General features: G+C 63.5%; 13 protein-coding genes. 8 read left to right on the top strand and 5 right to left on the bottom strand.

The features are described from left to right. Positions 1-13: 13 nt before the first annotated feature. Positions 14-505, top strand: coding sequence for a hypothetical protein (locus tag KFF05_15980; protein ID UTW51388.1), 492 nt, complete (start codon positions 14-16; stop codon positions 503-505). A 35-nt stretch (positions 506-540) separates the two neighbouring features. Here KFF05_15980 and KFF05_15975 read toward each other — a convergent pair whose 3' ends face one another. Further along, on the bottom strand, positions 541-2,922 hold the full coding sequence (locus tag KFF05_15975; protein ID UTW51387.1) for an EAL domain-containing protein: 2,382 nt from the start codon (positions 2,920-2,922) through the stop codon (positions 541-543). A gap of 242 nt (positions 2,923-3,164) precedes the next feature. Here KFF05_15975 and KFF05_15970 point away from each other — a divergent pair, with 242 nt between their 5' ends. Then, complete coding sequence (locus tag KFF05_15970) at positions 3,165-3,725, top strand: methionyl-tRNA formyltransferase (GenBank protein ID UTW53752.1); 561 nt, start codon at positions 3,165-3,167, stop codon at positions 3,723-3,725. A 10-nt stretch (positions 3,726-3,735) separates the two neighbouring features. Here KFF05_15970 and cysS read toward each other — a convergent pair whose 3' ends face one another. The 4 genes from cysS to KFF05_15950 all read right to left on the bottom strand — a co-directional run bounded on the left by cysS (position 3,736) and on the right by KFF05_15950 (position 9,501). Beyond that, a complete protein-coding gene (cysS, locus tag KFF05_15965) occupies positions 3,736-5,133 on the bottom strand; it encodes a cysteine--tRNA ligase (GenBank protein ID UTW51386.1) in 1,398 nt (465 codons plus the stop codon). Further along, positions 5,133-6,794 carry an NAD+ synthase gene (locus tag KFF05_15960; protein UTW51385.1) on the bottom strand — a complete coding sequence of 554 codons (1,662 nt, stop codon included), beginning with the start codon at positions 6,792-6,794 and terminating at the stop codon, positions 5,133-5,135. Before KFF05_15960 ends, cysS begins: the two co-directional genes overlap by 1 nt. A 93-nt stretch (positions 6,795-6,887) precedes the next feature. Further along, positions 6,888-8,081: a nicotinate phosphoribosyltransferase gene (locus tag KFF05_15955; protein UTW51384.1), complete on the bottom strand. Its 1,194-nt coding sequence runs from the start codon at positions 8,079-8,081 to the stop codon at positions 6,888-6,890. A gap of 37 nt (positions 8,082-8,118) precedes the next feature. Beyond that, complete coding sequence (locus KFF05_15950; GenBank protein UTW51383.1) at positions 8,119-9,501, bottom strand: 3-deoxy-7-phosphoheptulonate synthase class II; 1,383 nt, start codon at positions 9,499-9,501, stop codon at positions 8,119-8,121. A gap of 246 nt (positions 9,502-9,747) precedes the next feature. Between KFF05_15950 and KFF05_15945 the strand changes: the two genes are divergently transcribed. The 6 genes from KFF05_15945 to KFF05_15920 all read left to right on the top strand — a co-directional run bounded on the left by KFF05_15945 (position 9,748) and on the right by KFF05_15920 (position 16,927). Continuing rightward, complete coding sequence (locus tag KFF05_15945; protein UTW51382.1) at positions 9,748-10,569, top strand: DUF547 domain-containing protein; 822 nt, start codon at positions 9,748-9,750, stop codon at positions 10,567-10,569. Between the two features lie 100 nt (positions 10,570-10,669). Then, positions 10,670-12,019, top strand: a complete 1,350-nt coding sequence (gene hemN / locus KFF05_15940) for an oxygen-independent coproporphyrinogen III oxidase (protein UTW51381.1) — start codon at positions 10,670-10,672, stop codon at positions 12,017-12,019. Between the two features lie 221 nt (positions 12,020-12,240). After that, positions 12,241-13,200, top strand: coding sequence for an ABC transporter ATP-binding protein (locus KFF05_15935; protein UTW53751.1), 960 nt, complete (start codon positions 12,241-12,243; stop codon positions 13,198-13,200). Next, positions 13,193-13,927, top strand: a complete 735-nt coding sequence (locus KFF05_15930; GenBank protein ID UTW51380.1) for an ABC transporter permease subunit — start codon at positions 13,193-13,195, stop codon at positions 13,925-13,927. The genes KFF05_15935 and KFF05_15930 overlap by 8 nt, the downstream gene beginning before the upstream one ends. 16 nt (positions 13,928-13,943) lie before the next feature. After that, positions 13,944-15,854 (top strand): Gldg family protein, encoded by a 1,911-nt coding sequence (locus KFF05_15925; protein ID UTW51379.1) that lies wholly within the window; start codon positions 13,944-13,946, stop codon positions 15,852-15,854. An 11-nt stretch (positions 15,855-15,865) separates the two neighbouring features. Continuing rightward, entirely contained in the window at positions 15,866-16,927 is a 1,062-nt protein-coding gene (locus KFF05_15920) for a DUF4340 domain-containing protein (protein ID UTW51378.1), read from the top strand. Positions 16,928-16,986 lie beyond the last annotated feature (59 nt).

The raw sequence follows: 16,986 nt of genomic DNA, 5'->3' as shown, positions 1-16,986 counted from the left end.
TGTGGGTGTAAACATGGTGACGGAACCATCGCCGGAATATCTGGACCTCAAGGCCCGCGCTGCCGGGTCGAATCTTGATTCCGACACCCTGCTGGCCACCGATTACCTCAACCACTTCAATGAAATCGTCATGTTGTTGGAAATGGTTCCCGATATGCCGGAAATCATGGAGGAGGTGAAGGCGTGGCAGCCCAAGGGCTATGTCGAACACTTTCGCGACTCGACCATCGCCGACCGTGAACTGGCCATGGAAGCCTACGATCATGTATTGCCGGTTTACCGCGAACCCTTCGACCATACGGTGCGGCAATTGGACAATGTGATCGTGACCAGCGTCCAGCTTCTGGAACGTTATATCGAGGCAGGCGACCAGAGCATGCTGCGCGAGCAGGCGACGGTGATGTCACGCATGATCCAGCGTCTGTTGGATACCGCGTCGGGCATCATCCACGGCGCGACCAAGACCATGGATCAGGAAGAGATCGATACCATCATCGCGACCTGAAGGCGGTGCGGGCGGGGGCGGCGCCGGTTCCCCGGCTATTCCCCGGCGGCGGGCGGCGTCTTGAGGAAGGCGCTTGTGCCTGCGCGCACCAGTTCCATGAATTTCTCGTTGCTGACCGGCGGGCTGAACAGATAGCCCTGGCCGACCTGGCAGCCCAGGGCGTGCAGGAAGCCAACCTGATTTTCCGTTTCAATGCCTTCGGCGATGATCTTCAGATTCAGGTTCTGCGCCATGGAGATGATGGCCCGCGCCACGGCCGAGGCATCGCGGTCATCGGGAAGTCCCGTGACGAACGAGCGGTCGACCTTCAGGTTGTCGAGCGGGAAGCGCGTCAGATAACTGAGCGATGAATAGCCGGTGCCGAAGTCGTCCATCGACACGTTGACGCCCATGTCCTTGATGACCTTGAGAATGCGTATGGTTTCCTCGGCGTTGGAGACCAACATGCTTTCCGTCAATTCGACATCAAGCAGGTTCGGGTCAAGCTCGCAACTGTCGAGCACATCCTTGATTTCACCGGCGAGGTCGCCGTGCAGGAATTGCATGGCCGACAGGTTGACCGCGATATGGCAGGCGGTCAGCCCTTCCTTGATCCAGAGCGCCGCCGTCTCGCAGGCCTGGCGCAGCACCCAACTGCCGATGGGAACAATCAGGCCCGTTTCCTCGGCGACGGGGATGAATTCCACCGGGGATACCTTGCCCAGGTTGGCGTTGTCCCAACGCAGCAGAGCCTCCGCGCCGATGATGCGGCGCGTTTCAAGGTCCACCTTGGGCTGGAAAACCAGTTCGAACTCGTTGTTCTCCAAGGCCCGGCGCAGGCCGCTTTCAACCTCGATCCGCCGCCGGGCGTCCTCGGACAGTTGTTCCGTGTAGAACTGGAAATTGGCCCGGCCCTGCTTCTTGGCGAAGTGGGCGGCGGTGTCCACGTTGCGCATCAGTTCTACCAGCGAATTGGCGTTCTTCGGGTACATCACCACGCCGATGCTGCACGAGGTGAAGACCTCGCGGCCGTCGACCTTGAACGGTTGCGACAGGCTTTTCAGAACATCGCGGGCGATCTTGGCGGCGCGGGCTTCGTCGTCCATGCCTTCCAGGATGACCATGAATTCGTCGCCGGACAGGTGGGCGACCGTGTCCTGGCCGCGCACGCAGCCGCACACGCGTTGTCCCGCCAATTGGATGATACGGTCGCCGATCAGGTGGCCGAGAGCGTCGTTGATGGTCTTGAAGTTGTCGAGGTCAAGGAACAGAACGGCGAAGCCGACGCCACAGGTATCGGCCTGTTCGATGGCTTCTTCCAGGCGTTCGGTGAACAGGTTGCGGTTGGGCAGGCGGGTCAACGGGTCGCGGGTCGCCAGGTCGCGCAGACGTTCCTCGTTTTCCTTGCGTTCGGTGATGTCGCGAAGCGCGCCGATGAACAGGCGCCGCCCGGAAAACCGCATTTCGCTGACCGCCAGTTCAATGGGGATCAGCGAGCCGTTCTTGCGCCGGCCGATGACTTCGCGGGCACTACCGATGATATGGCGCACGCCGGTGTTGGTGTACCGCGCGAGATAATGGTCGTGGTTGGCAGCGTCGTCCTCATTCATCAAGACCTTGACGTTGGAGCCGACCAGTTCGCCGGGCTTGTAGCCGAAGATTTCCTCGGCCGTCGGGTTCAAGGTCTCGATGGTTCCGGTCTCGTCGATGGTGATGATGCCGTCGGCGACCGTGTCCATGATCTTGCGCAGGTGTTCTTCGCGCGTTGCCTGGGCCTTGAGGGCGCGGTTCCGCTCGGTCACGTCGCGGGCCATGATGATGTAGGCGGTGCCGTCGCCGTCGTCCTCGTGCTCCTCATAGGGCAGGGCGGCCAGTTCAACATCCAAGGTCGTGTCGTCGGCCCGCAGCAGGACCATGGGCGTGCGCAGGCGTTCCTTGGTCAGGTTTTCAATCCCGCCCTTGAAATGCTCAAGACTGTCGGCATGAACAAAGTCGGTAAAGATACGGCCCTTCAGTTCAACCGCCGGCCACACGCCCAGCATGTCGGCGCCGGCCGGGTTGATCAGGTCGATGGCGCCGCTTCGGCACACGGCGATCAGGTCCGGGGCCAGTTCGATGACGTGGCGAAAGCCCTGTTCCGTGCGTTTCATGTTCTCGAAGCGCTTGCGGTTCAGCAGGTCGTTGATGAAGTCCAGCATGCGCCGGCCTTCGGTGGAGATCACTTCCACGTATTCACGGTAATGGGGGTTCGAAAGCGGACCCAGGATTTCCTGGTCCATCATGTCGGCGAATCCGATGATGGTGTTCAGGGGGGTGCGCAGGTCGTGGCTAAGGGTTTCCAGAAGAGTCTCGTTGGCCTCTTCCGTGGCATCACCGTCGGTCTTAAGGTGCCCGCCTGTCTGCCGGGCCCCAGGCTTGATTTCGTAGATGTCCGCCATTGAACCAGCTTTTGTTTGCCCCCTGACCATCCTCGATGGCCGATCTCCGCAGGTTCGGGGGATTTTCTCACCCTGTCCCGCATTATAGCGGGTGAAAGGGCGAAACCGTCAAGCTAGCCAAAAGGTTACATTGCTTTAGCAGGCTCGCCGCATGGCGGGTGGCGTGCTAGCGTTCGGTCATGCCGACCGAGATCATCCTGCTGACCGGCGACGTCGAGGGGCCCCATCTGGCGGCTGTCTTGATGGCCCATAACCCGACCGTTCACGTCAACCACGTCGACGGCGCGGATTCCCTGCGCGCTGCTCTTGATCTGGCGGGTGGGGCTGCCGCCAACGCGGGCTGCCGGCTGATCGCCTTCTGCACCGGCGTCGTGGTGCCGCCTGACGTTCTCGCCGCCCTGCCGGGCCCGGCCTACAACTTTCACCCCGGCCCGCCGACCTATCCGGGAAGCCGGGCCGCCGGCTTCGCCCTTTACGAAGGGGCGACCCGATTCGGCGCGACCTTGCATGTCATGGAGCGGCGCGTGGATGAAGGCGCGATCATTGATGTCGCCTGGTTCGACCTGCCGGCGGATGTAAAGCTGCGCCACGATGAGCTTGAGGTCATGGCCTATCAGCGCTGTATCGGCCTGTTTCAGAAGTACGCGGTACATCTGGCGGCGGATGACGCCCCCCTGCCGCATTGCGCCGAGACATGGTCCGGAATCAAGCGCAGCAAGGCAGACGCCGCCGCCCTGCGCGAGCCGCCCCGCGATGCCTCGGAACAGGAAATCCGCCGGCGCTTCCGCGCCTTCGGTGGCTAGCCCGTTTAAGTTAAATCCGCCGCCAGGTCGCGCCCTCGGCGCTGTCCTCGACCGCGATGCCCTCGGCGGTCAGGATGCCGCGAATCTCATCGGCGCGGGCGAAATCCTTGGCCTGGCGGGCGGCAACGCGCTCCGCGATCAGGGCGTCGATCTCGGCGTCTGACAACCCGCCCGCCTTGGCCGGCGGCTGCCACTTGAACCATTCCTCCGGATCCTGCTGGAGAAGGCCGAGAACGCTGGCAGCGGATTTCAGGGCTGCGGCTGCCGCCGGTTTGGCCGCGCTATCGGCCTTGTTGGCGACAGCGGCGAGGCTGTGAAGCTGGCTGATCGCCAGCGGCGTGTTCAGATCGTCGCAGAGGGCGTCCATCAGGGCCGCCGGTGCATCGTTGCTGTCGGTAACGGGGACACCACGAAGGGCGCCATAGAACCCGTCCAGGTCCGCCTTGGCCTCGCGGATGCCGTCCTTGGTGAAGTCCAGGGGCTGGCGGTAGTGGGTTTTCAAGAGCGTCAGGCGGATCGCTTCGCCGGGGAATTCCTGCAGCAGGTCGTGGACCGTGTAGAAGTTGCCGAGCGACTTGGACATCTTCTCGCCCTCGGCCATCAGGTAGCCGTTGTGCATCCACACGCTGGCCATCACGTCCGTGCCGTGGGCGCAGCGGCTTTGCGCGATTTCGTTTTCGTGGTGGGGGAAGATCAGGTCCTGGCCGCCGCCGTGGATGTCGAAGGTCTTGCCCAGGATCTTGGCCGACATGGCCGAGCATTCAATGTGCCAGCCGGGCCGCCCGCGGCCCCAGGGGCTGTCCCAGCCGGGCAGACCGTCGGCAATCGGTGACGGTTTCCACAGCACGAAGTCGGCGGCGTCTTTCTTGTAGGGCGCGACCTCGACCCGGGCACCGGCAATCAATTCGTCCCGGTCGCGGCGCGACAACTGGCCGTAATCGTCCATGGCCGGCACGCTGAACAGCACATGGCCTTCGGCCTCATAAGCGAAACCCTTTTCGATCAGGGTTTCGATCATGGCGATCATTTCGGGGATATGGTCGGTGGCGCGGGGTTCGTACTTGCGGGGCAGGGGCAGGGCGCCCAGCGCCGCCATATCGGCGTGGAACTGGGCCGCCGTTTCCTTGGTGATGTCTTCGATGGGGCGGCCGGATTCCTGGGCGCGGGCGTTGATCTTGTCGTCAACGTCGGTGATGTTGCGCACGTAGGTAACCTTGTGGTCGGGGGCCGGATAAAGCCGCTTCAGCAGCCGGTACAGCACGTCGAACACCACCACGGGCCGGGCGTTGCCGATATGGGCGAAGTCGTAGACCGTGGGGCCGCAGACGTACATGCGCACGTTCTTGTCGTCGATCGGTTTGAAATCGACCTTGTCCCGGGTCAGCGTGTTGTGCAGGCGAAGGGTCATCAGAACTGCTTTGTAAATCCGTTGGTGATGGGATAGCGGCGGTCGCGGCCGAAGGCGCGGCCGGTAATCTTAACCCCCGGCGGGGCCTGGCGGCGTTTGTATTCGGCGCGGTCGAGCAAGACCCAGATGCGGCGCACCACGTCGGCATCGAAGCCTTCCTTGACCGTGGCGTCGAAGCCCATTTCCTTCTCCACCAGACACATTAGGATGGCATCCAGGTCTTCATAGGGCGGGAGTGAGTCCTGATCCGTCTGATCGGGGCGCAGTTCGGCACTGGGCGGCTTGGTGATGGTGCGTTCGGGAATGGCGCGACCCTTCGGGCCCAGGAAGTCCGCCGGGCAATTCTGGTTGCGCCAATGGCACAGCTTGAACACGGTCGTCTTGTAGACGTCCTTCAGCACCGAATAGCCGCCGTTCATGTCGCCGTAGATGGTGGCGTAGCCGACGGACATTTCCGACTTGTTGCCGGTGGTCAGCAGCATATGGCCGAACTTGTTGGAAAGCGCCATCAGCAGCAGACCCCGCGTGCGGGCCTGGATGTTTTCTTCCGTGATGTCGCGGTCGCGGCCCGCAAACAGGGGGGCCAGCATGGCATCGAAGGCGTCCATGGCGGGCTGGATCGGCACGCTTTCCAGCCGCGTGCCCATGAGAGCGGCCGCTTCGGTCGCGTCCTCCAGGCTGTCGGCGGAGGTATAGGGCGAGGGCATCATCACCGTCAGCACACGGTCCGCCCCCAGGGCGTCGACCGCGACGGCGGCGGACAGGGCACTGTCGACACCGCCCGACAGGCCCAGAACCACACCGGGAAAACCGTTCTTGTTCACATAATCGCGGAGCCCCAGCACCATGGCGCGGTAAATGGATTCCGTGTCGTCGGGGGCGGCGACGATCTCCGCCGGTTCGGGCCGGAAGGCCTCGCCATTGCGGGTCCAGGTGGTCAGGGTCACCGCACTTTGCCAGCAGGGCATCTTGGCGGTCAGGACGCAATCCGTATCCAGCACGAAGGATCCGCCGTCGAACACCAGTTCATCCTGTCCGCCGACCAGATTGGCGTAAAGCAGCGGCAGGCCCGATTCCTTGACCCGTGCAACCGCATAGGCCAGGCGCTGGTCGCTTTTTTCGATGTCATAGGGGGATCCGTTGAGGACGATCAGCATCTCGGCCCCGGATTCGTCCAGGCATTCGGTCACGTCCTCGAACCACATGTCTTCGCAGACCATGACACCCAGGCGCGCCCCCCGGAACGGCACCGGACCGGGCAGGGGGCCTTGCTGGAACAGGCGTTTTTCGTCGAACACCCCGTAATTGGGCAATTCGTGCTTCAGGCGCACGACCTGCACCTCGCCGCCGTCAAGCAGCAGGGCCGCGTTGTATAGCTTGCCTTTTTCCCGCCAGGGGGCGCCGGTCAGCACGGCCGGGCCGACGTCGGCAGTTTCCTTGGCCAGCGTCTTCACCGCATCCTCGATGCGATCCTGGAACGAGCGCTTCAATACCAGGTCTTCCGGCGGATAACCGCACAGCGCCAATTCCCCGGTGACCACCAGGTCGGCGCCCAGCTTGGCGGCCTCGGCCCGGGCATCCCGGACAAGCGTCAGGTTGCCCGCCACGTCGCCGACGGTCGGGTTGATCTGGGCAATGGCGATGGCCAGGGTTTCGGTCATGGAATCCAAGGGGTCAGAAGGGGTCGATCAGGCGGCGGCAGGGTAGGGATGCACCTTTCCCCTGTCAACGAAACCGGCGCGATATGGGGCCGGTTACTTGTCCTTTCCGGGGCGCTGGAGAAGGAATTCCCGGCCCAGCTTCACGCGCGGCTTGCCGTCATAGGCGATGATATCCGCCGTGGCGTAGGTCTCGCTCCAGTTCGACGGCAGGTAGGAGCCGGTGCCGACCACGTCGATGGGGGCCTCCACGTCGGCCATGACCTTGCATTTTTCGACATCGAAGCCCGACGAGCAGACGATCTTCACCTTGTCATATCCGGCGGCGTCGAGCCGTTCGCGGAACAGGAAGATGGCGGCGGCCGACACGCCCGTGCCGGTCAGATAGCGCAATTCCTTTTCATTGCGGTAGCGGCGCACGGCCAAGGGCACGTGGCGCTCCAGCACGGCATAGCTTTCCTGAGGGTCGAGGCCTTCCATATAGCGCCCGCCGTGGGTGTCCAGGCGGAACGCGAGCTTGTCCGCTGCGACCAGGTCCGGAAACCGTTCACAGACGGCAAGCGCGTCCGTGATCTCGGCCCCGAAATAGTCGGCCAGCACGGTCATCGGCTCGCCCGGAAAGGTCTCGGCGTACATTTCCGCTGCGCGCAGCGTCGATCCCGCGTAGCCGATCATGGCGTGGGGCATGGTGCCCATGCCGTCCGTATTGCCGAAGTGATGAGCGGTGGCCTCGGTCGCGTTGCCGATGAAGCCCTTGGCCCCCGCCTGTTCCCGCGCGGCGTGCGATCCGACGGAGCACGCATAGGCCATCTGGTCGGCCATTTCCGTGCCCGCGCAGTGCCGCGCGTCCATGGCCATGAAGGCGACCTTGGGCAGGGTCGCGCACATCACATAAGCATTGTTGGCAGCGACGCAGCAGGCTCCCAGCTTTTGCAGCAGCAGGGTTTCCAGGTCGACCAGATGTTCGAGCGAGCCGGTGACGTACATCAGGGGTTCGCCCGCGCCCACCCACTGGCCCTCGGTGAAATTGGGCTCGATCCTGAAATCCGTGTTCCGCGCCCGCGCGGCGTCGTTCAGCCAGTCCAGCGCGATGCGCGGCGCGAACACGACGGGCCGACGCATGAAGATCGCATAAGTAACTTGCGTGTCGCCGAAGCGGCGCACGGCCTGTTTGGTGCGCAGGAAATAATGATCGGCCCAGCGGGTGATCTGGTCTTCGAACCGGACGGCGTCATCGTCGGGCGCCGCGTCGGGCAACCTGTCGCCTGCATCATCCGGTGGACCGGCCATGGAATGTCCCCCAACCGTGCCGCCGGCCGGCTGCCGCCTAGGACGGCAGGGCGGCCTGTTTCAGCTTCGGCGTGCGGGCTTCCTTCAGCATTTCCGCCACCAGGAACGCCAGTTCCAGCGCCTGACGGGCGTTCAGCCGGGGATCGCAATGGGTGTGATAGCGGTCGCTGAGGTCCGTGTCGCTGATCGCCTGCGCCCCGCCCGTGCACTCGGTCACGTCCTGGCCGGTCATTTCCAGATGCACGCCGCCGGCATGGGTGCCTTCGGCCTGATGGACGGCGAAGAAGTCGCGCACTTCCGACAGGATGCGGTCGAACGGCCGCGTTTTGTAGCCGCTGGACGCCTTGATGACGTTGCCGTGCATGGGGTCGGTGACCCAGACGACCTTGCGGCCTTCGGATTTCACCTTGCGCACCAGGGGCGGCAGGCCCTGGGCGATCTTGTCCGATCCCATACGGGCGATGATGGTGATGCGCCCGGGTTCGTTTTTCGGGTTCAATTGGTCGATCAGGCGGATCATCTCGTCCGGGTCGAGGGACGGGCCGGCCTTGAAGGCGATCGGGTTGTTGATGCCGCGCATGAATTCCACATGGGCGCCGTCGGGCTGGCGGGTGCGGTCACCGATCCACAGCATATGGGCCGAGGTGTCGTACCAGTCGCCCGTGGTCGAATCGATGCGCGTCAGCGCCTGTTCGTACCAAAGCAGCAGCGCCTCGTGGGACGTGTAGAAATCCGTTTCGCGGATCTGCGGCGTGGTTTCGGACGTCAGGCCGCAGGCGGCCATGAAGCCCAGCGTTTCGTCGAGGCGGTTGGCCATGTCGGCGTATTTTTCGCCTTCGGCACTGTCCGCGACGAAGCCCAGGTTCCACTGATGGACCTTGTGCAGGTCGGCATAGCCGCCCTGGGCGAAGGCGCGCAGCAGGTTCAGGGTCGATGCGGACTGGTTGTAGACCTGCATCAGGCGCTGCGGATCGGGAATGCGGGAGTCCGGCGTGAATTCCATGCCGTTGACCATGTCGCCCCGATAGGACGGCAGTTCGACGCCGTCGATGACTTCCGTCGGCGCTGATCGCGGTTTGGCGAATTGACCGGCCATCCGGCCGACCTTGATCACCGGCAAGGCCGCGCCGAAGGTCAGCACGACCGCCATCTGCAACAGCACGCGGAAGGTGTCGCGGATGTTGTCCGGATGGAATTCGGCGAAGCTTTCGGCGCAATCACCGCCCTGCAGCAGGAAGGCCTCACCCTCGGCCACTTGGGCCAGGGATTTCTTCAGCGAGCGCGCCTCGCCAGCAAAAACCAGCGGCGGGCAGCGCTTCAGCTGCGTTTCAACGGTTTCCAGGACCTTCGCGTCCGGATATTCCGGAACCTGAAGGATCGGCTTGCCACGCCAGGAGTCGGGCGTCCATTTGATCGCCATAAGGCACCTCTTCAAAGGCTTAAGATGTTCGTTTTCCCAGGGTATTTAACGACCCGATATAAGGGGCATCGTCGCGGATTTCCAGTTAAACCGGCGTTAAAGGGCGATTTCCGCCCTGTGACGGGCGTTTCGACGCTGGTGACGGGGATGTGAACGGCTGTGTAGGGCGCCTGCCTGCGGAATATTCTATCCCTGTCATCCCATCACATCGTTGCCCCCGACCCTTGATTTTCAGGACCCTAATCCATGATCCGCGCCGCCGTTTTTCTGTTTATCGTCGTCCTTGCCCTGCCTGCCGCCGCCGCAGGGCCGAAGGCGGAACTTTGGGCGCGCTGGCTGGCCCATGATCCGACGTCGATGGTGCGGGTCGATCATGGCGCTTGGGGCCGCTTCCTCGCCCATTATCTGCGCGTTGAACCCCAAGGGGCCAACCAAGTCGATTACGCCCGCGTCACGGCGGCCGACCATGTGGGCCTCGCGGCCTATGTCGCGGAGATGGAGGCGGTCGCGGTCTCCGGCCTGAACCGGCGGGAACAGATGGCGTTCTGGATCAACCTCTATAACGCGCTTACGGTGAAGGTGATCCTCGATCATTGGCCGGTGTCCTCGATCCGCGATATCGATATCTCGCCGGGCCTGTTTTCCGATGGTCCCTGGGGCAAGAAACTGGCCGTGGTGGAGGGCGAGAAGATCGCCCTCGACGATATCGAACACCGCATCCTGCGCCCGATCTGGCGGGACCCTCGCATCCATTACGCCGTCAACTGCGCATCCATCGGCTGTCCCGATCTGGCGCCCCGGCCCTTCACGGGCGACACCGCGGAGCGCATGCTGACGGCGGCGGCGGAAACCTACGTCAACAGCCCGCGCGGCGTGCGCATCGACAGCGACGGCAGGCTGGTCGTGTCCAAGATTTATGACTGGTTCATTAATGATTTCGGCGGTGAGGAGGCGGGTGTGCTGGCGCATCTGACGCAATACGCCGGGCCGGACCTGAAGGCGCGTCTGACCGGGCGCACGGAAATCGACGGCCATGCCTATGACTGGCGGGTCAACGCGGCCCGCTGATCCGCCGTCACGACGCGGGCATTTTTGACCCATATCAATGCGGGGCTTCCGCCGCCGTCCTTAAATTCCGGCGCCAATGACGTCGGGAGGGGACCGGGAAATGAGCCGGCATTTGCTTGAGACCTATGGCGGTCCCGTGCCGCGCTACACCAGCTATCCGACCGCGCCGCATTTCCGGGACAGCATCGGTCCCGCGGATTATGCGGATGGTCTCGCCGGGCTGACGCCCGCCGACGGCCCCGTGTCGGTCTACCTCCACATCCCCTATTGCCGCGAACTCTGCACCTATTGCGGCTGCACCACCAAGATCACCCGCCGATACGCCCCCATCGCCGCCTATGTCGACGACCTGAGGGCGGAAATCGATCTGGTCGCGGCGGCTTTGGGCAATCCGCCCGCCGTATCGCATGTTCATTTCGGCGGCGGCACACCCAACATCCTGGGCGCCGACGACTTTCGCGCCATGATGGATCATCTGCATGCCGCCTTTCGCTTCGGCCCGCAGACCGAGGCGGCGGTCGAGATCGATCCCCGCGTGCTGACCCATGATATGGCAGAAGCCATGGCGGCGGCCGGCGTGACCCGCGTCAGCATCGGGGTCCAGGATCTGAACGAACGGGTCCAACGGGCGATCAATCGTGAGCAGCCGTTCACGGTCGTGCGCCGCGCCGTTGATCTTCTGCGCGCGGCCGGCATCGACCGCATCAATCTGGATCTCATGTACGGCCTGCCCTTGCAGACCGTCGATCACGTGTTGCGCACCGTGGACCGCACGGCGGAACTGGAAGCCCAGCGCATCGCCCTGTTCGGCTATGCCCATGTGCCCTGGATGAAAAGCCACCAACGCCTGCTGGACGACTTGCCCCGGGCCGATGCGCAAGGACGGTTCGATCAGGCCGCCGCCGCTGCCTTGCGCCTGGCCCGCAATGGCTACCGGCGGGTCGGCCTTGACCATTTCGCACTGCCGGACGACAGCCTGTGCCAAGCCCTCGACGGCGGCCGCTTGCGTCGCAATTTCCAGGGCTACACCACCGATACGGCCAATGTCCGGTTGGGGCTCGGCGCATCGGCCATCGGTGAGCTTCCGGGCGGCTATTTCCAGAACGCGCCGGACACAGGGACCTACAGCCGGCGCATCGCCGCCGGGCAGTTGGCAACGGTGAAAGGCATCACCATCGACGCCGACGACCAGCGCCGCCGGGCGGTCATCGAACGCCTGATGTGCGACATGACGGTTGATCTCGATCGTTTCGGCGGCGCGGCCTCGTTCGCCGCCGAACTGGCGCGCCTGCATGATATGGCGGCGGACGGATTGGTGCGTGTCGACGGGGCGGTGGTCACCGTTCCCGAAGACGCGCGGCCCCTGATGCGGGCGGTAGCGGCGGTCTTTGATGCCTATCTGCCGGGCCCGGGGGCGGCCCCCCTGGCCCGCCATTCCCAGGCCGTTTGATTGGCCCGGCAAAAAATCTTCCCGCCAAAGGGTTGCAAATGCCCGATTAATCAGACTATCTCCCTTGCCGTTCAAGGTTGGTCAACAACCGGACAAGCAGGGAGAGAGACCCGTGAATTGCGTTTGCCGCATTCCGGACATATTCGCGATTATCATTGCGCCGGTCCCCGTCCCGTGGGATCACGCACGCCAGTGGGGGTTGGTGACGCGCAATGTCTGACATGATTGTTCTTGAAAATCTGACCAAACGGTTCGGTGATTTGACTGCCGTCGATGCCGTGTCCATGGCCGTGCGCCGGGGCGAGGTGCTGGGCTTCCTCGGGCCCAACGGCGCCGGCAAATCGACGACCATGAAGATGGTCTGCGGTTATCTGACGCCGACCAGCGGCACCGCCCGGGTGCAGGGTCACGACGTGGTGACCGAGCCCATGGCCGTGAAGGCGGCGATCGGCTATCTGCCCGAAGGGGCGCCGACCTACGGCGACATGCGGGTTTCCTCATTCTTGCGCTTCATCGCCCAGATCCGCGGCTTCAACGGCGCCGAAATCGGCCGCCGGGTCGACCGGGTGCGTGAGATGGCGGCATTGGACGAGGTGTTCGATCGCCCGGTGGAAACCCTGTCCAAGGGCTTCAAACGCCGCGTCGGTCTGGCCCAGGCGATCCTTCATGATCCGGAAGTTCTGATCATGGACGAGCCGACGGACGGCCTCGACCCCAACCAGAAACATCAGGTCCGCTCGCTGATCAAGGACATGGCCCATAACAAGGCCATCGTCATCTCGACCCATATCCTGGAAGAGGTCGAAGCCATCTGCACCCGCGCGGTGGTCATCGCCCATGGCAAGCTGTTGGCCGACGGCACGCCGGAACAGTTGCTGTGCCGTGATGCGCGCCACAATGCGGTGGTGGTCAAGCTGGCCGCCGATCAGGCCGCCGACATCGTGGCCGGACTGGCGGCCCTGGATCAGGTTGCGGGCGTCGATGCGCTGGGCGATCCGGTCAACGGTACGGCGGCTTTCCGCGCCCGGCCAAAGGCGGGGGCGTCCATCGTTCTGCCGGTCGGCGATTTGCTCAGGTCCAAGAACGTGACGCCCGAGGAAATGTACGTGGAACGCGGCCATATGGACGAAGTGTTCCGCAAGATCACCCAGGGCGACGCCCAAGGGGGAGCCGATGCGTAACATCTGGATCATCGCCAAGCGCGAACTGGCGGGCTATTTCGCGACGCCGCTGGCGCTTGTGTTCATCGTCATCTTTCTGGCGCTGACTGGCGCCTTCACCTTCTACCTGGGCCGTTTCTTCGACAACGGCCAAGCGGATTTGGAAGCCTTCTTCCGCTTTCATCCCTGGCTGTATCTGATTCTGATCCCCGCCGTCGCCATGCGCCTGTGGGCGGAGGAACGCAAGTCGGGGACCATCGAGCTTCTGATGACCCTGCCCGTGACCACGGCGCAGGCGGTGCTCGGCAAATTCGTGGCGGCCTGGGCGTTCTGCGGCATCGCGCTGGCGCTGACCTTTCCCGTCTGGGTTACCGTCAACGTGCTGGGCGAACCGGACAACGGCGTGATCGTCGCGGGCTATGTCGGCAGTTTTCTGATGGCGGGCGCTTTCATGTCCATCGGCGCCTGCATGTCGGCCATGACCAAGAACCAGGTGATCGCCTTCATCATCTCGGCCACGGTGTGCTTCCTGTTCACCATGAGCGGCCTGGATCTGGTGCTCAACTTCTTCCAGGCCTGGGCGCCGGCGCTGATCGTCGACACGGTGGCCAGTCTTAGCTTCCTGGTTCGTTTCGATGCGGTGATGCGCGGCGTCATCGACCTGCGCGACGTGCTGTTCTTCGTGTCGCTGATCGCGTTCTTCCTGTTCACCAACGTGATCGTCGTGGAAGTGAAGAAATCGGCGTAGGGGGGCGGGAACGACCATGAACGCATTGAAGACCATAGACCGCAACCGTCTTGCCGTGATCGGCGTGGGCCTTGCCGCCGTCTTGTTCCTTGCCGTCAATCTGGCGGTCAATCTGTCCCTGCGCTCGGCCCAGGTCGACCTGACGGAACGCGGGCTCTACACACTGTCCGACGGCACGCGCAAGGTGCTGACGTCGCTGACGGAACCGATCACGCTGCGCCTCTATTTCACCCGGGCGCTGGGTGAACGCTATCCCGGCCATCAGGCCTATGCCAACCGCGTGCGGGAGCTTCTGGAACGCTACGTCAACATTTCGGGCGGCAAGATCCGGCTTGAGGTCAAGAACCCTGAGGCCTTTTCCGAGGTCGAGGACGAGGCCGTCACTTTCGGCCTGCAGGGCCTGCCCTATGACCAGTCCGGTGACCGCGGCTATTTCGGCCTGGCCGGCACCAATTCCGTCGACGGCAAGGCCGTCATCCCCTACTTCACGACGGAGCGCGAGCCGTTCCTGGAATACGATTTGACCAAGCTGGTCTATTCGCTGGCGACCCTGGACCGTCCGGTTGTCGGCATGGTCGCGCGTTTGCCGGTCGAAGGCGGCTTCATGATGGGCCAGCGGCCCGTGCCGGCCTGGGCCGTGATCAGCCAGATCCGCGAACTGTTCGACGTCCGCACCATGCCGGCCGAATTCAATGCCGTGCCGCCGGAAATCGGCATGCTGATGCTGGTTCATCCCAAGAACCTCAGCGACGAAACCCTGTACGCCATCGACCAGTTCGTGATGCGCGGCGGTCGGGTGCTGGCTTTTATCGACCCCAACGCGGAAACCGAAGCCCCCAGTCCCCAGGGACCGGCAGGCCCGTCGGACATCGATCGGCTTCTGAAATCCTGGGGCGTCACCTTCATCAAGGACAAGGTTGCCGCCGACCTGCAATCGGCGCGCCGCGTCAATGTCCGCCACGAAGGCCAGATCACCCAGGTTGATTACGTGGCGTGGAATACGCTCGACCGGCGCAACCTGGACACCACCGACGCGGTGGTCGCCGACATCCGCGACCTCAACGTCGGTTCGGCCGGGATACTCGAGCCGGCCGAAGGCGCGACCACGACCTTCCGCCCGCTCGTCACCACCTCGGAGGATTCCGAAGCCCTTGACGTGGCCAAGCTGCAGGGACGGATCGACATTGTCGCCCTGTTCCGCGACTTCAAGGCGTCGGGTAAGAAGCTGACCATGGCCGCGCGCGTGACCGGTCCGGTCAAATCGGCATTCCCCGACGGCCCGCCCTTGATCGGTGAGGGCGAGGATGCCGAAAAGGCCCGCCTAGAGAGGGCCAAGACCCATCTGGCGGAAGCGCAGAAGCCGCTCAACGCGGTGATCGTCGCCGATACGGATGTCCTGCACGAAGGTCTGTGGGCGGAAATTCGCAACGTCAACGGCGAACAGCTTCTGGTGCCCTATGCGGGCAACAGCGACTTCGTCATCAATGCGGTCGAGAACCTGTCCGGCGGCGATGTGTTGCTGGGCCTGCGCTCGCGCGGAGATTCCAAGCGTCCGTTCCTGATGGTTGAGAAAATCCAGCTTGAGGCGGAGCGCAAGTTCCGCGCCGAACAGGAAAAGCTGGCCAAGGAATTGCAGGAAACGCAAAAGCGGATCGAGGGCCTGACCAACCGCGAAGGCGCCAATAGCGAAGCCATTCTGACGGCGGAGGAAAAAACCGCGATCGCCGAATTCCGCCGCAAGATGATCGATATCCGCCACGACCTGCGCAACGTGCAGCATGCGCTGCGCAAGGATATCGACGCGCTGGACGCCTGGTTGAAGTTCCTCAACATCGCGGCCATTCCGTTGATCCTGGGATTTGCCGCCTTGGTCATCGCCGTTGCCCGCCGCCTGAGCCGCGCCCGCGCGCGGCCGGTGACGGAATAGGGAGAGCCGGCATGAGTGCGAAAAATTTCCTGATCCTTCTGGTCGCCACGGTGCTGGGCATCGTTGCCGCCGCCGCCGCCGTGGTCACCCGGCCTGGTGACGCGGTCTATGCCAATCTGGGCGACCCGGTGGTGCCCGGCCTGATCGACAACCTGAACGATGTCGACACGGTGCGTATCGAAAGCCACGAAGGCGGGGTGCTGACCTTCAAGCGCAACGCCAAGGATGCCGGGGACTGGGGCATTGCCAACCGCGATATGTACCCGGCGAAGGCAAGCCAAGTGAATGCGCTGGCGCTGCGCGTGGCGGAACTCACCTATCTGGCGCCCAAGACCGCGACCCCGGAATTGTTCCCACGGCTTGATCTGGGTGATCCCGATGTCGTGGGCTCGAAGGCCATCAGCCTGCGTCTCAACGACAAGGGCGGGCGGCCGATGGTCGATATGGTGCTCGGCAAGGCCCGCAGCTCGCTCGAGGGTTCGGCCGCGGGCGGCACCTATTTCCGCATTCCCGGCAAGGATCAGGCCTGGCTGGCCAAGGGCTCGATCGAAATCGGCAAGCTGATTTCCGAATGGATCGAGACGGACATCTTCGATATTCAGACCAAGCGCATCCGTCGCGTCGAAATTCATCACGCCGATGGCGAGAAGATTTCCATCTTCAAGGAACAGCAGGGGGATTTGGATTTCGTTCTGAACGGTGTCCCCGACGGCAAAAAGGTAAAAAGCCGGTTCAGCGTCAACGGCATCGCGTCGGCCATCGACGATTACAAGATCATGGACGTCGCGCTTCGCGAAAAGCATCCCATCGATCCGGCGACGGCGACCCGTGTCGTCTACGAAACTTTTGACGGGCTGACCGTGACCGCCCTGATCGACCTGCCCGAGGGTGATCTCAAGGGGCCGACGGCTGAATATTGGGTGTCGCTCGACATTGCCGGCGGTGAGGGCACGGCCGAGGCCGATGGCTTGCGCGCGCGCACCGGGCCCTGGGTGTTCCGGATTTCCGACTATCGCTACGACGCGATCGCCAAACGCATGAAAGACCTGGTCGAGGACGCCGCCGGCTCGTAACGCCTGCGCAACCAATTTTCCTTTAATTTCAAATTGTGCCGCCCGTCACAGATGGCGCG

This window comes from bacterium SCSIO 12827 (assembly GCA_024397995.1).
Classification (GTDB): domain Bacteria; phylum Pseudomonadota; class Alphaproteobacteria; order Rhodospirillales; family Casp-alpha2; genus UBA1479.
Note: the sequence above shows the minus strand (reverse complement) of the source record. Positions and strands in the feature narration are given on the sequence as shown.